Source organism: Tritonibacter scottomollicae, from assembly GCF_032924845.1.
GTDB lineage: Bacteria > Pseudomonadota > Alphaproteobacteria > Rhodobacterales > Rhodobacteraceae > Epibacterium > Epibacterium scottomollicae.
Genome location: NZ_CP136704.1, coordinates 633,288 through 650,546 on the forward strand (window position 1 = coordinate 633,288; position 17,259 = coordinate 650,546).

The 17,259-nt window shown below is 58.7% G+C and carries 13 protein-coding genes and 2 pseudogenes; all 15 read left to right on the forward strand.

The genetic code is table 11. The features are described 5' to 3' along the window. Nucleotides 1-56 precede the first annotated feature (56 nt). The gene (locus R1T40_RS03605; protein WP_317385903.1) at nucleotides 57-980 is read left to right on the forward strand and encodes a carbohydrate ABC transporter permease; all 924 of its coding nucleotides are present in this window, start codon (nucleotides 57-59) and stop codon (nucleotides 978-980) included. After that, on the forward strand, nucleotides 980-1,828 hold the full coding sequence (locus tag R1T40_RS03610; protein WP_317385904.1) for a carbohydrate ABC transporter permease: 849 nt from the start codon (nucleotides 980-982) through the stop codon (nucleotides 1,826-1,828). The genes R1T40_RS03605 and R1T40_RS03610 overlap by 1 nt, the downstream gene beginning before the upstream one ends. Then, nucleotides 1,825-3,891 carry an alpha-galactosidase gene (locus R1T40_RS03615; protein ID WP_317385905.1) on the forward strand — a complete coding sequence of 689 codons (2,067 nt, stop codon included), beginning with the start codon at nucleotides 1,825-1,827 and terminating at the stop codon, nucleotides 3,889-3,891. Before R1T40_RS03610 ends, R1T40_RS03615 begins: the two co-directional genes overlap by 4 nt. Next, nucleotides 3,888-5,603, forward strand: a complete 1,716-nt coding sequence (locus R1T40_RS03620; protein WP_317385906.1) for an IlvD/Edd family dehydratase — start codon at nucleotides 3,888-3,890, stop codon at nucleotides 5,601-5,603. The genes R1T40_RS03615 and R1T40_RS03620 overlap by 4 nt, the downstream gene beginning before the upstream one ends. 1 nt (nucleotide 5,604) lies before the next feature. Next, a pseudogene (locus tag R1T40_RS03625) lies at nucleotides 5,605-6,374 on the forward strand (SDR family NAD(P)-dependent oxidoreductase). After that, the gene (locus R1T40_RS03630) at nucleotides 6,371-7,285 is read left to right on the forward strand and encodes a 2-dehydro-3-deoxygalactonokinase (RefSeq protein ID WP_317385907.1); all 915 of its coding nucleotides are present in this window, start codon (nucleotides 6,371-6,373) and stop codon (nucleotides 7,283-7,285) included. The pseudogene R1T40_RS03625 and the gene R1T40_RS03630 overlap by 4 nt, the downstream one beginning before the upstream one ends. Nucleotides 7,286-7,295: 10 nt before the next feature. Next, nucleotides 7,296-7,901, forward strand: coding sequence for a 2-dehydro-3-deoxy-6-phosphogalactonate aldolase (locus tag R1T40_RS03635; RefSeq protein WP_317385908.1), 606 nt, complete (start codon nucleotides 7,296-7,298; stop codon nucleotides 7,899-7,901). Beyond that, nucleotides 7,898-8,743 carry an SMP-30/gluconolactonase/LRE family protein gene (locus tag R1T40_RS03640; protein WP_317385909.1) on the forward strand — a complete coding sequence of 282 codons (846 nt, stop codon included), beginning with the start codon at nucleotides 7,898-7,900 and terminating at the stop codon, nucleotides 8,741-8,743. Before R1T40_RS03635 ends, R1T40_RS03640 begins: the two co-directional genes overlap by 4 nt. 7 nt (nucleotides 8,744-8,750) lie before the next feature. Next, nucleotides 8,751-10,658, forward strand: a complete 1,908-nt coding sequence (locus R1T40_RS03645; protein ID WP_317385910.1) for a beta-galactosidase — start codon at nucleotides 8,751-8,753, stop codon at nucleotides 10,656-10,658. A gap of 588 nt (nucleotides 10,659-11,246) precedes the next feature. Then, a pseudogene (locus R1T40_RS03650) lies at nucleotides 11,247-12,016 on the forward strand (IS5 family transposase). 341 nt (nucleotides 12,017-12,357) lie between these two features. Continuing rightward, on the forward strand, nucleotides 12,358-12,888 hold the full coding sequence (locus tag R1T40_RS03655) for an Lrp/AsnC family transcriptional regulator (RefSeq protein ID WP_106164481.1): 531 nt from the start codon (nucleotides 12,358-12,360) through the stop codon (nucleotides 12,886-12,888). Between the two features lie 127 nt (nucleotides 12,889-13,015). After that, a complete protein-coding gene (locus R1T40_RS03660; protein WP_317385911.1) occupies nucleotides 13,016-14,155 on the forward strand; it encodes a glycine cleavage T C-terminal barrel domain-containing protein in 1,140 nt (379 codons plus the stop codon). Between the two features lie 25 nt (nucleotides 14,156-14,180). Then, the gene (locus R1T40_RS03665) at nucleotides 14,181-14,630 is read left to right on the forward strand and encodes an OsmC family protein (RefSeq protein ID WP_106164483.1); all 450 of its coding nucleotides are present in this window, start codon (nucleotides 14,181-14,183) and stop codon (nucleotides 14,628-14,630) included. Between the two features lie 20 nt (nucleotides 14,631-14,650). After that, nucleotides 14,651-15,451 (forward strand): enoyl-CoA hydratase, encoded by an 801-nt coding sequence (locus tag R1T40_RS03670; protein ID WP_317385912.1) that lies wholly within the window; start codon nucleotides 14,651-14,653, stop codon nucleotides 15,449-15,451. A 3-nt stretch (nucleotides 15,452-15,454) separates the two neighbouring features. Further along, the gene (locus tag R1T40_RS03675; RefSeq protein WP_317385913.1) at nucleotides 15,455-17,086 is read left to right on the forward strand and encodes an acyl-CoA synthetase; all 1,632 of its coding nucleotides are present in this window, start codon (nucleotides 15,455-15,457) and stop codon (nucleotides 17,084-17,086) included. Nucleotides 17,087-17,259 lie beyond the last annotated feature (173 nt).

A 17,259-nucleotide genomic window follows, 5' to 3' on the forward strand; every position in this document is an offset into this window, starting at 1 on the left:
GCTCACCCAGCCTGCGATCATCCGCAGCGTGGTGCGTGTATCCTGGAGGTGCTCCTTTGGTTGACACAACAACTCCGCTTAACGATGGTGCGCCGGGCTGGATCCGGCGCAACCGTCAGGCACTGGCGCCGGCTCTATTCCTGTTGCCTGGCGTATTGTTCTTCGCGTTCTACGTTATCTTTCCGATTGTGCAGAGCTTTAACCTGTCGTTCTACCGCTGGGATGGCCTCGGAGAGCCGGTCTATGTGGGGGCGGAGAATTATATTGAGCTGATGGATGACCGCGCCTTTGAGGTCTCCATGTGGAACAACCTGAAATGGCTGCTGATGTATCTGCTGGCGATTCCGGCGGGATTGGCGATTGCGCTGTTCCTGAACCAGAACGTTGTCGGTATTCGGCTATACAAATCTCTGTTCTTCTTCCCGTTTGTGATCAGCCAAGTGGTGGTAGGACTGGTGTTCAGCTGGTTTTACGACCCGACGTTTGGCTTGTTGAATCAGATCCTTGGTTTTTTCGGCTTTGGTACGGTCAATGTATTGGGTGATCCGAACCTTGTGACCTACGGTATCATTGTTGCCGGTCTCTGGCCGCAAACGGCCTATTGCATGATCCTCTACCTCACGGGGCTTAATGCGGTGGACCCCGAGCAAGTGGAAGCCGCCCGTCTGGATGGCGCAAAGGGCATGAAGATGCTGTGGTATGTCATCATCCCGCAGCTGCGGCCTGCCACATTCATTGCCTTCGTCGTGACGATCATCGGGGCCTTGCGATCTTTCGATCTGATTTCGATCATGACCAACGGCGGACCGTTTGGATCGTCCCGCGTTCTGTCCTTTTACATGTTTGAAAAAGCCTTGTCAGAATACGGTTTCCGCATGGGCTACGGCGCAGCCATTGCGGTGGTGCTGTTCCTCATCATGCTGTCCTTCATCGCCTACTTCCTGTGGTCGATGTACCAAGAAGAGAAAGGGGGCCGCTGATGTTCCCGCGTCCGATCGAGAAATCCTCTCCCGCCTGGGTCGCCACCTATCAGGCGCTCGTGCCGATGGCGCTGGTACTGTGGCTGTTGCCCCTGATCGCGGTGGCCGTGTTTTCCATCAAGCCGGATGTGGATTTCACCACCGGCAACTATTGGGGCTGGCCCTCCGCGTTCAAAGGCTTTGAGAACTACGGCAAGGTTTTCTTTGCTTCTGACATGCCGCGCTATCTCCTGAATTCGGTGCTGATTACAGTACCGACGGTGATCGGTGCGGTGGCCCTGTCCTGCATGACCGGTTTTGCGCTTGGCGTGTATAAATTCCGCGGCAACCTCTTGTTGTTCTTCATGTTTGTGGCCGGGAATTTTGTGCCGTTTCAAATCCTGATGGTGCCGGTGCGCGATCTGACTCTGGATATGGGGCTTTATAACACCAAGCTTGGACTGGTGCTTTTCCATGTGGCCTTTCAGACCGGTTTTTGTACATTGTTCATGCGCAACTTCATCCGCGCCCTGCCATTTGAGCTGATCGAGGCCGCGCGGGTCGAGGGTGTCGCGGAATGGCGGATTTTCTGGTTTGTCGTGCTGCCGTTGATGAAGCCTGCGATCGCAGCGTTGTCGGTGCTGATCTTCACCTTCATCTGGAACGACTATTTTTGGGCAGTGGTGTTGACCCAGGGCGCCGAGAGCCAGCCGGTTACGGCGGGGATCACCTCGTTTAATGCGCAGTATCGTGCCGCCTATCACCTGATGAGTGCAGGATCGATCGTCGCGGCGCTGCCACCGGTGGCGATGTTTTTCCTGATGCAGCGACACTTCATTGCGGGTCTCACACTTGGTGCGGTGAAATGAGCGCAGGGCTGCAACTTTGGCGGATTGATGCGCCGGGCCAAACGCTGGTGCTGTCATCTGACGGAGGTCTTCCCGGCGGGCTCTACTGGGGGCCTTCGCTGCACCCGGAGACGGATCTGACCGCGCTGGCCCGTGCCTGTGAACAGGAAGTGACGGGGGGGATGATCGATCGTCTGCCACCGCTGTCGTTATGCCCAGAGGCTGCTCTGTCCTTCGAGGGGCAGCCGGGATTGATTGCATATCGCGATGGCGTGCCGCTCTATCCGCGTTTCCGGCTGGAAGAGACAAATGGCCATCGGTTCACCTGTAGGGATCGCAAGCTTGACCTGACTCTGATCATAGACTTCGAGGTGCGGGGCGAGACCATTGCGGCCTCGACGTCGCTGACCGCAGAGCAGGAGATCACACTGCATCATCTCGCAGCGCCGGTTTTACCAGGGCCGCAAATGGGGCAGGAGATCGTGGATTTCTCGGGCCGTTGGATCGGTGAATTTCAAATGGAACGCGCCCCCTGGCGCGCGGGTATCCACAAGCGTGAGGCACGGTCCGGGCGGTCCGGTCATGAGCACCCGCCTTTGGCCTATTTCCCAGAAGCGGGCGCCACCAATACCCAAGGTACCGTCTTTGCCATGCACTATGGCTGGTCCGGCGGACATGTGATGATTGCGGAAGAGCTGCCTTCTGGAAGGCGTCAGATACAGTGGGGTCATGCGTCCGGTGCGCGCCCTGCCGGCACCAGGTTTCGCAGCGCGCCGCTATATCTGGCAGTGTCTCAACGCGGTTTCAACGGATGTGCGACTGCCTTTCAACGCCTGCTGCGCGACCATGTGGTTGTTTGGCCAAAGCCCGATATCCCACGCCCGGTGCATTACAATTGCTGGGAGGCGGTCTATTTCAAGCATGACTTCGGCGTCCTGAGCGAGATCGCAGAGCGGGCGGCCAAGCTGGGCGCGGAACGTTTCGTGCTTGATGATGGGTGGTTCGGGAAACGTGATGACGACACCTCATCGTTGGGCGATTGGGACATCGACCGCCGCAAATGGCCCGAGGGGCTGACGCCACTGATCGACCATGTCGAGCGCCTCGGCATGACCTTCGGCCTGTGGGTCGAGCCGGAGATGGTGAACCTCGACAGCGATCTGGCGCGGGCGCATCCGGACTGGATTCTTGGGCCTATCGATCAGATCGAGGGGCGCCAACAGCGCGTTCTGGACCTGTCGAGAGGCGACGTGCGAGACCACCTGTTCGAGACGCTTTCAACGATCCTGAGCACAAACCGGATCGACTACCTGAAGTGGGATCACAACCGTTTGCTACCCGTCGCTGATGCGGCACAGTCTGAGGGCATTTATACGCTTCTACGAGACCTGCGTACGGCTTTTCCGGAGGTCGAAATCGAGAGCTGTGCCTCAGGTGGCGGGCGGATTGATGCCGGAATTCTGAGCCTCACGCAGCGGGTTTGGCTGTCCGACAGCAACGACGCACTGGAGCGGCTGCGTATCCAGCACGATGCGGCGCTGTTCCTGCCGCTGCCGGTCACAGGTTCGCATGTCGGGCCGCGCCGGTGCCATACGTCGGGGCGGATGATCGACATCCACATGCGCGCCTGGGTCGCGGCGCAGCGACACATGGGGTTCGAGATGGACCCACGCGAATTAACCGAGGTGGAGGCCGACGTTCTCACCCGCGTCACCGCCTGGTGGAAAGACAACCGACATTGGCGGATGGGTGCGGACATCCTGCGCCTCGATAGTGCGGATGACAGCGTCATCGCAGAACAGCAGCAGGCGGCCGACGGCAGTCGATTTGTGGTTTTTGCTGGTAAGGCGCGCACGTCGCATCAGATCATGCCGCGCCCGTTGCGGCTGACTGACCTTGATCCATTCGCGCTTTACCGGATCGATCTCGTGAACCGCGACGAGCTGCACCACCTTTCTCGGGGACGCACGGCACTGAAGGACGGGGCGCTCACACTCAGCGGTCAGATCCTGATGCAACAGGGGCTGACGCTTCCCTGGCAATTCCCTGAAACGATCTGGGTGATCGAAGGAGAAAAACTATGACCAAAGACCGTCGCAGCCGTGGCTGGTACGGCAAGCTGGATAAGGACGGCTTCATTCACCGGTCCTGGATGAAGAACCAGGGCTATCCAGATCATGCCTTTGACGGGCGACCGATCATCGGCATCTGCAATACCTGGTCCGAGCTGACGCCGTGTAACTCTGGCCTGCGTGACCTTGCTGAGGGTGTGAAACGCGGGGTCTGGGAGGCGGGCGGCTTTCCGGTGGAGTTCCCGGTGATGAGCCTGGGCGAAACTCAGATGAAGCCCACGGCCATGCTGTTTCGCAACCTTCTGGCGATGGATGTGGAGGAATCGATCCGCGCATATGGGATCGACGGGGTTGTGCTGCTCGGTGGGTGTGACAAGACCACTCCGGGCCAGCTGATGGGGGCGGCATCGGTCGACCTGCCGTCTATCGTCGTCTCCTCCGGTCCAATGCTGAACGGCAAATACCGCGGTCAGGATATCGGGTCTGGCACTGACGTGTGGAAATTCTCTGAAGCGGTGCGTGCGGGCGAAATGACCCTGAAGGACTTCATGAGCGCGGAGTCGGGCATGAGCCGTTCAAAGGGAGTGTGCATGACCATGGGCACGGCATCGACTATGGCGTCCTTGGTGGAAGCCATGGGCCTATCGCTGCCAACAAACGCCGCACTTCCAGCGGTAGATTCACGTCGCATGGCGCTGGCTCATCTCACGGGGAAACGGATCGTCGAAATGGTCGAGGAAGACCTGAAGCCTTCTGACGTGATGACCAAACAGGCGTTTGAAAACGCCATCCTCGCAAATGCCGCCGTCGGGGGCTCCACCAATGCGGTGGTGCATCTTCTGGCGATGGCGGGTCGGGTTGGCGTGGAGCTGGACCTGAAGGATTTCGAGATCGGGTCCGAGATCCCGTTGCTGGTCAACTGCATGCCCTCGGGCCAATACTTGATGGAAGACTTTTGCTACGCTGGCGGCATGCCCGTGGTGCTGAGGGAATTGCAGGACCAGGGCCATCTGCGCAACGCCAAGACGGTGCTGGGCGGCGATATTGCGGCCTATGCAGACGGGGCTGAGTGCTTCAACGAAGACGTGATCCACCGTTTTGACGCGCCCGTGAAAACCGCTGCCGGCTTGCGGGTGCTGCGCGGCAACCTTGCACCCAACGGCGCGATCGTGAAGCCCTCTGCGGCTTCGGACCATCTGCTGGAACACGAGGGCGAGGCTTATGTGTTTGAGAGCATTGAGGACATGAAGGCCAATATCGACCGCGAGGATTTGCCCGTGACGGCAGAGACCATTCTTGTGCTCAAGGGTTGTGGACCGAAGGGCTATCCGGGGATGCCGGAGGTGGGAAATATGCCGATCCCACGCAAACTGGTGACCCAAGGGGTGAAGGACATGATCCGCGTCTCTGATGCGCGCATGTCCGGCACCGCTTTTGGGACGGTCATTTTGCATGTTTCGCCCGAGGCACAGGCGGGTGGACCGCTGGCACTGGTAAAAACCGGCGACCGGATCAGCGTGTCTGCCTCAAGGGGCGAACTGGAGCTGTTGATCTCAACAGAAGAAATGGAGGCGCGCCGCGCGGCGTGGCGACCGGACGAACCGCACTACACCCGCGGCTATGCGAAACTCTACGTCGATCACGTCCTGCAGGCCGACAGGGGCGCGGATCTGGATTTCCTGGTGGGTAAGGATACTCGGCCCGTGACAAGGGAGAGCCACTGATATGGATCTTAACGCAACTTTCCGTGACCTTGAGGGGGCCTCCGTTTTCATCACTGGCGGCGGTTCTGGTATTGGAGCGGCACTGACCGAAGGCTTTCTGAAACAGGGGGCGAAGGTGGCTTTTGTCGGGCGCTCTGACGCCAGTGAGTTTGTCGAACGGATGGAAAGGGAGACCGGCAACAGACCGCTATTTGTCCAATGTGATATTACCGATATCTCTGCGCTGAAAGCTGCGATTGCACATGCCGCACACGCGCATGGCCCTATCGGCGTGTTGGTCAATAACGCTGCGAATGATCAGCGCCACGCGACACTCGATGTTGACGAGGATTTCTGGGACTGGTCGCAGGCAATCAATCTCAAGGCATACTTTTTCGCCTGCCAGGCGGTGCTGCCGGGGATGCAGCAGCTTGGCGGTGGCGCAATCGTGAATTTCACGTCGATCAGCTACATGATGGGGAACAGTGGATATCCGGCCTATACCACTGCCAATTCCGGTATCAACGGCATGACCAGGAGCCTTGCGCGTGAATTCGGGCCTGACCGCATCCGTGTCAACGCGCTTGCGCCGGGCTGGGTGCTGACCGACAAACAGCTCGACAAATGGGCGACGCCGGAGGCGCTTGCCGCGCATCTTGAGCGCCAGTGCCTGAAAGACCATCTCGCACCCCAGGATATTGTTGAATCGACCTCTTCCTGGCGTCCAAATCCAGTCGCATGATCTCTGGTCAGGCGCTGGTGGTGGATGGTGGCGTTGTGGTGTCAGGATGAGTGATCTGAACCATACTCCGGCTCAATGGGTGGCGGTGGATTGGGGCACCTCGCATCTGCGGCTTTGGCCGATGGGGGCGGATGGGGTGCCGCTTTGCCGCATCGATTCTGACAAAGGCATGTCGCGGCTGACACCCGCTGAGTATGAGCAGACACTTTTGAACTTGCTGGAGCCGTATCTGACCTCGGACGGGGAAGTGACAGTGGTGTGCTGCGGCATGGCGGGCTCACGGCAGGGCTGGGCGGAGGCCCCCTACATGGCAACCCCGTGCAGGCCGCCCTCGTTTGAAACCGCAACACGCGTTGCAACAGGGGACAAGCGTCTTCGCGTGCATATCCTGTCAGGTGTAAAACAATCCGAACCTGCCGACGTGATGCGCGGCGAGGAAACCCAGATCGCCGGCGTCTTTGCGACGCACTCAAAGCTAGACGGGGTCATTTGCCTGCCCGGCACTCATACCAAATGGGTTTCGGTTCAAAAGGGCAGTATCACCGGGTTTTCGACCTTTATGTCGGGTGAGTTGTTCCAACTGGTCAGCGACCATTCCGTGCTACGGCATACGCTGGCGCATGAAGGTTGGGACGATCAAGCCTTCGACGCGGGATGTCGGGATGGCGCTGCCAGGCCAGATCACTTGGCCAACGCGCTCTTTGGTCTGCGGGCTGCAGCTTTGTTGAACGATCTTGATCCGGTCGCGGCACGTGCGCGCGCCTCAGGATATCTGCTCGGCATGGAGGTCGCGGCGATGCGTGACGCCTGGCGGGGGCGTCCGGTTGTGGTCGTGGGCGACAATGCAATCGCGCAGGCCTACGCCACAGCTCTCAAAATAGGGGGCGCGACGGTCGAGATCTTTGAAGCGGAAAAAGCCACGCTGGCCGGTCTCAGTGCCGCCCGCGCTCAAATGAAGTAAGGATAAATCCATGAGCCGCAATATTATTGCCATCCTGCGGGGGCTTACACCCGAGGAAGCATTGCCTGTCACAGACGCGCTTATCGAAGCCGGAATTACGCGCATTGAGGTGCCGCTGAATTCACCCAGTCCTTTCGACAGTATTTCTGCGATGGTGAAACATGCTTCGGGCGGGGCGCTGATCGGGGCCGGGACCGTGCTTGACACGCAATCCGTCGCGCGTCTTCAGGACATTGGTGCGCAGATGGTCGTCTCGCCCGATTGCAACCCAGAGGTCATCGCGGCGAGCAAAGCGGCAGAGATGCTGTCCTTTCCCGGTGTGTTCACCCCGACTGAGGCACTCACCGCACTTCGCGCGGGGGCGGATGGGCTGAAATTCTTCCCCGCTTTCAAACTCGGAGTTGATGGCTTTAGGGCGATCAAGACGATCCTGCCTGCGGGTACCGCGACCTATGCGGTGGGCGGCGTGGGGCCTGAGAATTTTGCCGATTGGAAGGCGGCGGGGATCAGCGGTTTCGGGATCGGGTCAAATCTCTTCCAGCCCGGCATGGCGGTTGCAGAGATCGCAGCCAACGCACGGAAGATGGTTCGTGCCTATGACGAGGCGTTTTCGTGAACGCGTCGGTTTTCAGTGATGTGGCCTGTGCACTCGGAGAGGGACCGCTTTGGCACCCGGAGCGCCAACAGCTTTTTTGGTTCGACATTCTGGGCAAGCGGATGCTCTCGGTCGAGGGGGATGAGACGCGCATCTGGCAGTTTGCCCAATGCGTCTCTGCTGCCGGTTGGGTGGATCATGATACGCTGGTCATCGCCAGCCAAACTGGCCTTTGGCGGTTCGACCTCTTGAGCGAAGAGCGCGTGCTTTTGTGTCCTCTGGAAGCGGATAATCCGACAACACGCTCCAATGATGGGCGCGCGGATCCATGGGGGGGATTTTGGATCGGCACCATGGGCTTTCATGCAGAAAAAGGGGCAGGGGCCATCTATCGCTACTATCGCGGCGAATTGCGCCAACTGGTGTCGGATGTGACCATTTCAAACGCGATCTGCTTCGCGCCTGATCGCTCCTGTGCGTATTATGCCGACACCAATGTGGGCACGATCTTGCGCCAGCCGCTGGCGGTTCAGTCCGGTTGGCCTGAAGGGGAGGCTGAAGTCTACCTTGATTTCAGCGGAGAGGATTTTGGCGCCGATGGCGCGGTCGTGGACGCGGATGGCAACCTCTGGAACGCTCAATGGGGCGCAGGGCGCGTGGCCTGCTACAGCCCTGAAGGGGCCTTGTTGGCATCTGTTTCCGTGCCAACCCCACAGTCCTCCTGCCCGGCCTTTGGTGGGGCGGATCTTTCCACTCTGTATATCACCACAGCAGCCGAGGGACTGGACCGCTCCCCCGCTGGTCAGACCTTCGCTGCGCCGACATCGGTCGTGGGGCAGCGTGAACATCAAGTCATCTTGTGAGACGATCATGAAACGAACCCTTGGCACCTGCTACTACCCCGAACATTGGCCGGAAGAAATCTGGGCTCAGGACGCCGCGCGGATGAAAGAGGCAGGCCTTACGTGGGTCCGCATCGGTGAGTTCTCTTGGTCAAAGATCGAACCTAACCCAGGTGAGCTGCAGTGGGATTGGCTTGATCGCGCGATCGAGACGCTTGGGGCGCAGGGCCTGCAGGTGGTATTGGGAACGCCCACAGCGACGCCGCCACGTTGGATGGCAGATCGCCACCCGGACATGTTCGCCGTGGATGCACAGGGGCAGGTGCGCGGGTTCGGATCACGGCGGCATTACTGCTTCAGTCACAAAGGCTACTTTGCCGAGAGCCAGCGCATCACCCGTCTGATGGCGGAGCGTTACGGCGGCAATCCCTATGTGGCAGCATGGCAGACTGATAACGAATATGGATGCCATGATACGACCATCAGTTATTCCGACGCCGCCAAAGTGGCTTTTCACGACTGGCTGTTTGAGACTTTCGATGGCGACATCAATGCCCTGAACGCGGCTTGGGGCAATGTGTTCTGGTCTATGGAATACCGCAGTTTTTCCGAGATCGGCCTGCCAAACCTGACGGTGACGGAACCTAACCCCGCGCATGTGCTTGCGTTCAAACGCTTCAGTTCGGATCAGGTGGTGGCCTTCAACCGCGCTCAGGTGGACATCATCAAGGCATGCTCTACCGCGCCGATTTCTCATAACTACATGGGGCGGATCACCGATTTTGATCACTTCAAGCTGGGAGAAGATCTGGAAATTGCGACGTGGGACAGCTATCCGCTCGGGTTTCTAGAGGACCGCGTCGGTGCGACGCCCGAAGAACAACGCGCCTATGCACGGCAGGGCGATCCCGATTTCCAGGCGCTGCATCACGATCTCTACCGTGCTGTCGGGCGCGGGCGTTGGTGGGTGATGGAGCAGCAGCCGGGCCCGGTGAACTGGGCCCCCTACAATCCTGCGCCGTTGCCGGGAATGGTGCGACTTTGGACCTGGGAGGCCTTCGCCCATGGGGCTGAGGCGGTTTGTTATTTTCGCTGGCGGCAAGCCCCGTTCGCACAAGAACAGATGCACGCAGGACTTCTGCGCCCCGACAGCGAGGACGCACCTGCCATCGAGGAGGCACGCGACGTGGCGAGTGAGTTGGAAGACGCGCCTGAGGTCCAGTCCGCACAGGCTCAAGTGGCGATCTTGTTTGATTATGACGCCGATTGGGCTTGGTCGACGCAGCCGCATGGCGCTGGGCTCAGCTATTTCCAACTGATCCTCGACCACTATAAAGCGCTTCGGCGGGCCGGTCTTACGATTGATATCCTTCCCGCCAAGGCGCGCGATTTCGCCGGCTATAGGCTGATACTCGCGCCAGGCATGATGCATATGCCAGCGGATTTGAAAGCCTCGCTGGAACAGAGCGATGCCGAAGTCCTTTATGGCCCCCGTAGTGGCGCGCGGGATGATCACTTCAACATCCCGACCAATCCGCTGCCACCTGCGCTTGTCGGGCTTGATGTGACGGTTTCCCGAGTGGAAAGCCTGCGGCCAGATATGCCTGTCGCGCTGAGGAATGGCGGCGCGGTACACTGCTATCTGGAGGTATTGGAAGGGGACGCCGAAGTGATCCTTGTGACTGCGCAGGGCGCTCCGGTAGCGATGCGAATGGGCAGACAGACCTATTGCGGTGGTTGGCTTGATGCGGATGGTCTGGATCAGTTGATCACGATCATTGGCACAGCGGCGGGGCTGGCGTTGCGCAAAATGCCTGAAGGGGTCCGTACCCGCCGCACCGCGACAGAAGAGTTCTGGTTTAACCATAGTGCTGAGCCCGTGCAAACCGAAGTGGGGCTTTTGCCTCCAGCGGGAATGATCAGGTGTAAGTTGTAGACTGCTCCGGCAGACGAATAAGTCGAAGGGATGACTCTGCTCGAGTTTTGACAGGCGCGGCGTGCCGCGAGGCGCTCAAAGAGGATCCAAACGTCAGTTTCGAGTGTTCGGGAAGCAATTGATCGGCGGGGCAGGGCGGTAACACATCCCCTCATCTCTCTGTCGTGCTTCACCTGCGCAGAACAAGGCAGTTCAGCATCGCGAATAATTCTGCCTGCAAAGTGATCATCAATTAACGTCGATGTTGCGGCGATGGACCTTGACGATCTGGCGCGCAACGCCGCGCCGCAATGCTGCCGACTGGTTGGAATGGCCCTGCAGGATCAACGCGATCACCACGCGTTGATTTCAGCCCAAAGGGGCAGATGTGACCCGGCATTGCCATCCGGCAAAGGTACGCCGTCGTTTGGGACGTCGTTATCACTGTTACCTCCTGCCGCTTGAATTCAAACGCCGCGGATACTTTCATGCGCTTGGGAGTACCGTGTGTACAGGTCATACGTTCTTTGGCGCTGACCGGCCTAGGGTCAGGACCCATTGATTTTCGGTTGGCTGCGTGATTCACCGCATCAAAAATGGGCGGTGACGATGTCTGATCTTTTCTGGTTGAGCGATGCGCAGATGGCGCGTCTTGAGCGCTTCTTTCCCAAGTCTCACGGCAAGCCGCGAGTTGATGACCGGCGGGTCCTAAGTGGCATTATCTTCATCAATCGCAATGGCTTGCGGTGGCGTGATGCACCGAAGGAATACGGCCCACACAAAACGTTGTACAACCGCTGGAAGCGGTGGAGCGATAAGGGCATTTTCGCACAAATGCTGGTCGGTCTGGCCGCAGATCATCGCGAAGAACAAACTGTCATGATCGATGCGACGTATCTCAAAGCGCACCGTACGGCTTCCAGCCTACGGGCGAAAAAAGGGGACCTGGAGACAAGCGCGGGCGGGTGATCGGTCGCACAAAAGGCGGGATGAACACGAAGCTGCATGCGATCTGCGACAGCCGTGGTCGCCCGCTCAACTTGTTCATCACTGCCGGCCAAGTCAGCGATTACGTCGGAGCACGGGCTCTGTGCAGCAGCCTGCCGACGGTCGGATGGCTGCTGGGCGACCGGGGCTATGACGCTGACTGGTTCAGAGAAGCGTTGGAAGACAAGGGGATAAAGGCGTGCATCCCTGGGCGCAAACAGCGTAAAACCCCTGTCAAGTACGATAAGCGCCGTTACAAACGCCGCAACCAGATCGAGATCATGTTCGGCAGGCTGAAAGACTGGAGAAGGGTCGCAACACGATACGACAGATCACCAACAGTGTTCCTGTCAGCTATCGCTCTCGCCGCTCTCGTCATCTTCTGGCTATGAAGGATAACGAGTCCTGACCCTAGTATGGTTTGGCAAACTAATCGCGATGCGCAGTGTTCCAGTTGTCTCCGCAGTCGAACGCGGTGTGTCGGTATCATCGTCGCTATTGCAGGTATGATCGGCTGCGAAGGAATCTACTGCGCGTCAAATTGCCAATCACCGTGCTGGTGTACCGCCAAGAGATCGTTTTTCTCCGCCAATGAAGTTGGGGAACGCGCGCAGGTCAGCGGGGCGTTAAGAGTGGATACTTGTCGCAAAAGAGGGCGTTGGCGCGGGTGGGGCAGGCTAGAACCGTCCATGACCGCATTCTGCAAATTGCTAGGACCGTAAGGACGACGTGAATGAAACAGCTTGCCCTTGATGCCGCAGACATTCGTATTCTGAGTGCGCTGCAGAGACACGGCCAGTTGAGCAAAGCAAGACTGGCAGAGATTTGCAGTCTTTCGGCGACGCCCTGCTGGGCACGGCTGACACGGTTGAAAGCTGCCGGGTATATTCGCGGCTATCATGCTGACATCGCATTGGCGCAACTGGCTGATTTCGCCCAAGTGATTGTGACAGTCTCGTTGAGCCGTCACCGGAAGATAGACTTTGATCGTTTCGAGGCCTTCATCAACAGTCGCGACGAGATCATTGACTGCATCGCCACGGGTGGCGGGGTCGACTACATCATGAAGGTGATCACACCCACGCTCTCTGCGTTTCAGGATCTGATGGAAGAGTTTCATGCCGAAGATCTCGGCATTGATCGCTACATGACTCATTTCGCGACGCGGCAGGTGAAGTCAGCCTTGCCCAGTATCGCAAAGCTGGCATCTGCGAACGTCAAAAATAGGCAAGCCGGTCCAATCGGTCCTGTTGGAGGGCAATAAACGGCCTGACCAGTCTGCGAATTGAAAAACTTCAGACCACAGTCGCTGCATCTCTCGGACTATATCTCGGACAGAGTTTGGCAGTTTGTGGTCGGGAGGATCACGGACAAAACGGGAGGGCGTTTCAATGCACGCAGATGATTTTGGTTTCGGCACACAGATCCGCAAATCGCCCTATTTTGACGCAACTGTGCGTTGGGGCGCGCAAGGGTTTTCGGTCTACAATCACATGTATATCCCACGTGATTTCGGGGATCCGGAGCAGAACTTCTGGAACCTCGTGAACGACGCGATCCTGTGTGATGTCGCGGTTGAGCGGCAGGTCGAAATTACCGGTCCGGATGCCGCGCAATTCACCCAGATGCTGACCTGCCGTGACCTGTCCAAGATGGCTGTGGGGCAGTGCAAATACATTCTGATCACAAACGCCGATGGCGGCATCCTGAATGACCCAATCTTGCTGCGCCTCGCTGAAAACCACTTTTGGATTTCGCTGGCCGACAGTGACATTCTGCTGTGGGCGCAAGGGGTTGCGATCAATTCCGGCCTTGATGTCGTGATTGGTGAACCTGATGTCTCGCCGTTGCAATTGCAGGGTCCCATGTCGGGTGAGATCATGAAAGCGCTGTTCGGTGACGAGATTATGGACCTGCGTTACTACTGGCTGCGCGAGGTTGAACTGAACGGCATCCCGCTGGTGGTGTCCCGCACCGGCTGGTCGAGCGAGCTGGGGTATGAGATCTACCTGCGTGACGGCTCCAAGGGTGATCTGCTTTGGGAGACGATCATGGCCGCGGGGCTGGAGTTTGGCCTGAAGCCTGGTCACACGTCGTCCATCCGGCGTATCGAGGGCGGGATGCTGTCCTATCACGCGGATGCAGACATGGGTACCAACCCGTTCGAGCTGGGTTTTGACCGGCTGGTGAACCTTGACATGGAGGCCGACTTTATCGGCAAAGCCGCGCTGCGCCGGATCAAGGAAGAAGGCGTCAGCCGCAAGCAGGTGGGGCTGATCCTCGACGGTGCGCCACTTACCGGGCCGAACACGACCTTCTGGGGGGTGCAGTCCGCCGGTGAGGAAATCGGCAAGGTGACATCCGCGGTCTATTCACCACGTCTGGAGAAGAACATCGCATTGGCCATGGTTGCCGCAGAGCATGCCAACATCGGCGCAGAGGTCGAGGTGGTGACCAATTCCGGCCCCGCCCGTGCGACCATCTGTGAGCGTCCGTTCTATGATCCCAAAAAGCAGATCGCAGCGGCGTAAGGCATCTTCAGAAAAGGCAATTCAAATGTCAGACCTCGCCATTGAGCTGCATTGGCAGCGTGCGGCACCTGTGTTTCAGACAGGGACATATTCCAACGAACATACGGTTCAGTACAACAACCGCTATGACATGCTTGTGGACTCCGCCCCAGACTGGGGCGGAGATCCGGACAACACAAACCCCGAACAGGCGCTGGCTTCGGCGCTGTCCAGTTGCCACATGATGACTTTTCTGGCGCTGGCGGCCAAAGCGGGTTGGCCGGTGGCAAGCTATCACGATTACGCTGAGGCGCATCTGGGCAAAAACCCAAAGGGGCAAATGTCGGTGACCCGGATCGACCTGCATCCTGTGGTGCGTTTCGACACTGGGTTTGCCGTTACCACCGAGGAACTGGCGCAAATGCAGGACCGCGCGCATCGATATTGCTTTATCGCCAATACTTTGGCTGACAGTGTAGAAATCAACATAGTTTGAACCCCGAAAGGAGTATCGTCGTGACCACCTCCGACATCCTGCAGCGTGATCTGGACGCGAGCGGAATTCTACGGCTGACACTGAATGATGTTGGGCGGCGCAATGCACTGTCCGAGGCGATGCTGGCAGAACTTGGCGCGGCCTTTGACGCCGCGGGGGCGGACCAAGCCGTGCGCGTCGTTGTTCTGGCCGCCAACGGTCCTGCGTTTTGTGCCGGTCACGACCTGAAGGAAATGACGGCGGGACGCAGCGCAGACGATGGTGGCAAAGCCTATTTTGCCAAGATCATGTCGATGTGTGCGGGCGTCATGCAGGGCATCGTGAATTGCCCCAAGCCGGTCATCGCCGAAGTCACCGGTGTTGCGACTGCCGCTGGCTGCCAGCTGGTTGCAAGCTGCGATCTGGCGATTGCATCGGATAGCGCATCATTCAGCACGCCCGGCGTGCATATCGGGCTGTTCTGCTCCACCCCGATGGTGGCGCTGTCGCGCAATGTGGCGAACAAACACGCGATGGAGATGTTGCTGACGGGCGATATCACGTCAGCCACGCGGGCGGCGGAGATCGGTCTTGTAAACCACGCCGTTGCGTCAGACGTGTTGCAAGACACGACGATGGAGCTTGCACGCAAGATCGCGTCAAAATCCAGCATGACACTGGCGACCGGAAAACGCGCCTTTTACGCGCAGCGCGACATGTCGCTGTCTGACGCCTATGACTACGCCTCCAGCGTGATGGTCGAAAATATGCTGGCGCAGGACGCGCGCGAAGGTATCAGCGCATTCATTGAAAAGCGCAGCCCCCATTGGCAGGACGCCTGAGACATGAGTGCGAACCCCTACGACACCGACCTGGACCGCAATCCCGCAAACCACCAGCCGCTGACACCGCTGACATTTCTGGAACGGGCAGCGTTGGTCTTTCCGGAACACACAGCGATCGTGCATGGCGCGTTGCGTCGCAGCTATGCGGAGTTTTACGCGCGGTCGCGCCAACTGGCGTCTGCTTTGGCGCAGCAGGCCATCGGGCGTGGGGATACGGTGTCTGCCGTGCTGGCCAATACGCCTGCGATGCTGGAATGCCACTATGGTGTGCCCATGTGCGGCGCAGTTTTGCACTCGGTGAATACGCGCCTTGATGCATCCGTGATCGCGTTTCAGCTGGACCACGCCATGTCGAAAGTGGTCATTGTGGATCGCGAATTCATGCCGCTGGTGCAAGAGGCGCTGGCACTGGCAACAGTGAAGCCGCTGATTATTCAGTACAATGATCCTGAGTTCTCCGAGGCTGAGATCCAAACTGATCTGCAGGACTATGACGCGTTTCTCGCCACGGGTGATCCCGATTTTGACTGGCTGATGCCGCTGGATGAATGGGATGCGATTTCAATCAACTACACCTCAGGCACCACCGGCGACCCGAAGGGTGTGGTCTCGCATCATCGTGGTGCTTACCTCTTGGCACAGGGCAATGCGCTGACCACCTCGATGGCGAAACATGCGGTCTATCTGTGGACCCTGCCCATGTTCCACTGCAACGGCTGGTGTTTCCCCTGGACCCTGTCGGCAATTATCGGAACCCATGTGTGTTTGCGCCAGGTCAGGGCAGAGCCGATCTGGACCGCCCTGGCGGAGGAGGGCGTCACCCATCTCTGCGGCGCACCGATCGTGATGTCTCTGATGATCTCTGCCCCCGAAGCTCAAAAACGCCCTCTCAGCCAGACGGTTCAGGTCTTCACGGCCGCCGCCCCGCCGCCCGAAAAGCTGTTGGCAGATATGAAAACCGCAGGTTTCGACGTGACGCATCTTTATGGGCTGACCGAAACCTACGGACCCGCCGTAGTGAATGACTGGCATCAAGACTGGTCAAACCTGCCTGCGGCGGAACAAGCGGCGCTGAAATCCCGTCAGGGCGTGCGCTATCTGCCGCTCGAAGGTCTTGACGTGCTGATCCCCGAAACCATGCAGCCCGTGCCGCGTGACGGCAAAACCATGGGCGAGGTGATGTTTCGCGGCAACGTCGTGATGAAGGGCTACTTTCGCAATCCTGCAGCCACGCAGGCGGCTTTTGCGGGGGGATGGTTCCATTCCGGTGATCTGGGGGTGCGGCACGCGGATGGCTATATCCAGCTCAAGGATCGCTCCAAGGACATCATCATTTCGGGGGGCGAGAATATTTCGTCGATCGAGGTGGAAGAAGCGCTGTATCGCCATCCTGCGGTTGAGACTGTCGCAGTGGTTGCGATGCCTCATGAAAAATGGGGCGAAACGCCCTGCGCTTTTGTGGAATTGGTCGGCGGTCAAACCGTGGATGCGGCAGTCTTGCGTGCGTGGTGCAAAGAACAGCTGGCGTCCTACAAAGTACCGGGACAGTTCGTGTTCATGCCGATCCCACGCACCTCCACGGGCAAAATCCAGAAGTTTGTCCTGCGCGAACACGCCAAAGAGCTGGCATGACGTGAAACGGCAAGGCAACTGGCTCTCGTATGGCGTCACACTTGCGAGCAGCCTTACAGCATATGGCGGAGAAAAACGTTGATCGTCGGCGGTTTGTCCTACCGTGTGAATTGATATCGGAGGCCGGGCACGCAAGCACCACCAACAACTCCACTATGTGTTGCCCTCGGGCT